The sequence below is a fragment of the Variovorax sp. GrIS 2.14 genome (genome assembly GCF_046115955.1).
GTDB lineage: Bacteria > Pseudomonadota > Gammaproteobacteria > Burkholderiales > Burkholderiaceae_C > Variovorax.
Map to the genome: position 1 here is coordinate 1 of NZ_JBJXIA010000085.1, position 1,853 is coordinate 1,853.

Below are 1,853 nucleotides of genomic sequence, written 5' to 3' on the forward strand. Positions count from 1 at the left end.
GGCTCAACGGGCACGACCCGTACGCCTATCTGAAGGACGTGTTCATGCGGCTGCCGACGCAGCCGATGAGCCGCATCGAGGAGTTACTGCCGCATTGCTGGGTGCCGCCAGTCACGAACTGAGTTGCCGCAGGGCTGAACACCCTGGGGGCGGCTGCGTCAATGTGTGTTTGCCGGGTGCTTACACCACGAACGCGCGCGTGACATTCTTGGACAAGCCCCGATAGCGCACTTTGTTGAATCCCCAAAGCCGCTTCACAACCGCGAACACGTGCTCCACGCGTGAGCGCACCTTGGACTTCAACCGGTTCACGATCCTCTCCAGGCCCTCGATCGCACTGCCGGGAATCACCCGTTGATTGGTGCAATCCTTGGGCGTTGGGCGCCTTCGAATGGATCAACGCCTGCTGCGAGGAGTAGGCGCAGTCGCCGTACAGGTGCGTCTCCGCACCATGCATCAGATCCGGCAACGGATGCTTGTCATGCACGTTCGCCGATGTCACCACTGCGCTGTGCGCCAGACCCGTCTTGCTGTCCACGCCGATGTGCAGCTTCATACCGAAGAACCATTGCCTGTTCTTGCTGGTCGAGCGCATCTCCGGGTCGCGTTTGCCTTGGGCATTCTTGGTCGAACTCGTTGCACCGATGATGGTCGCATCCACGATGGTGCCGGCGCCAACCTTCAGGCCGTTGGCCTGCAACACGTCGCCCACCTTCGCAAACAGAGCAGCACCGAGATTGTGCTTTTCCAGCAGTCGCCGGAACTTCAACAACGTCGTCGCATCCGGCACCCGCTCGCGACCGAGGTCGATGCCGACGAATCGCCGCAGCGAGGTGCTGTCGAGCAGCGCGTCCTCACAAGCCACATCGGCCAGGTTGAACCAGTGCTGAACGAAGTACATCGTGAGCATGAGTTCAAGGCCCACCGGCGGGCGGCCATTGCCGGGTTTCGGATAGTACGGCTCGATCACGCCGCATAAAGCCTCCCAGGGAACAATGCGCTCCATCGTGGGCCAGGAACGCGTCGCGGCGCGTGGGCCTCCTGAACTGTTCGTACTGCGCATTCTGGTCACCGGCCATGGCAAGAGTCTGTTGCTTCATGCAATGCGTGAAGCAGGCAGCGTGCCAACTTCGGACTTGATCAGATGGTATGGGCGCCTCCCTCCTACCGCACTGCTTGCACTGCGCCGCGGGAAGTGCCAGATTGACGATCCCACCGTCAACATCCAAATGGAGACCATCATGGAACGTACCGTCATTGCCGTCGACATTGCCAAGAAGGTGTTTCAGCTGCACTGGGTCGAGCTGGACACCGGCTGCATCGAGCGATTGCAGTTGAAGCGCGCCAGGATGCTGGAGTGGTTTGCCAACCGCACTGCGGCTCTGGTTGTCATGGAAGCCTGTTGCGGTGCTCACGACTGGGGCCGGGCTCTGATTGGATTGGGCCACGAGGTGCGACTCATCTCACCCAGGAAGGTGCGGCCGTTCGTGCAGCGCAACAAGACCGATGCTGCCGACGCGCAAGCGATCTGGACGGCGTGCCAGCAGCCCGGCATGCGCTTCGTTCCCGTCAAGACCGAGGCCCAGCAGATCGTGCTGTCGCTGCACCGCTTGCGCGCGCAGCTCATGAAGACCCGCATCATGCAAACCAACGAACTCCGAGGGCTGCTCTACGAATTCGGCATCGTGCTGCCGGAAGGTCATGCTGCGTTGCTCAGGGCGTTGCCCGACGCCATGTGCGACGCCATGTGCGACGCCATGTGCGACGCGAAGGCCCGGCTGCCAGCGATGCTCATGGACAGCCTGGACGAGCAACTCAGGCGAGTCCAGCAACTGCAGGCCGACATCGGCCTC

The 1,853-nt window shown here is 61.8% G+C and carries 2 protein-coding genes and 1 pseudogene; 2 read left to right on the forward strand and 1 reads right to left on the reverse strand.

The window, feature by feature from the left end; all coding sequences use genetic code 11:
• The coding region (locus RCH10_RS27570) for a transposase domain-containing protein (protein WP_409054840.1) at positions 1-122 on the forward strand (122 nt) is incomplete at its 5' end.
• A gap of 58 nt (positions 123-180) precedes the next feature.
• On the opposite strand, the pseudogene RCH10_RS27575 reads toward RCH10_RS27570, so the two are convergent.
• A pseudogene (locus RCH10_RS27575) lies at positions 181-1,100 on the reverse strand (IS5 family transposase).
• A gap of 141 nt (positions 1,101-1,241) precedes the next feature.
• Between RCH10_RS27575 and RCH10_RS27580 the strand changes: the two are divergent.
• Positions 1,242-1,853 (forward strand): IS110 family transposase (locus tag RCH10_RS27580; protein ID WP_409054839.1); only part of this gene is annotated, 612 nt, incomplete at its 3' end.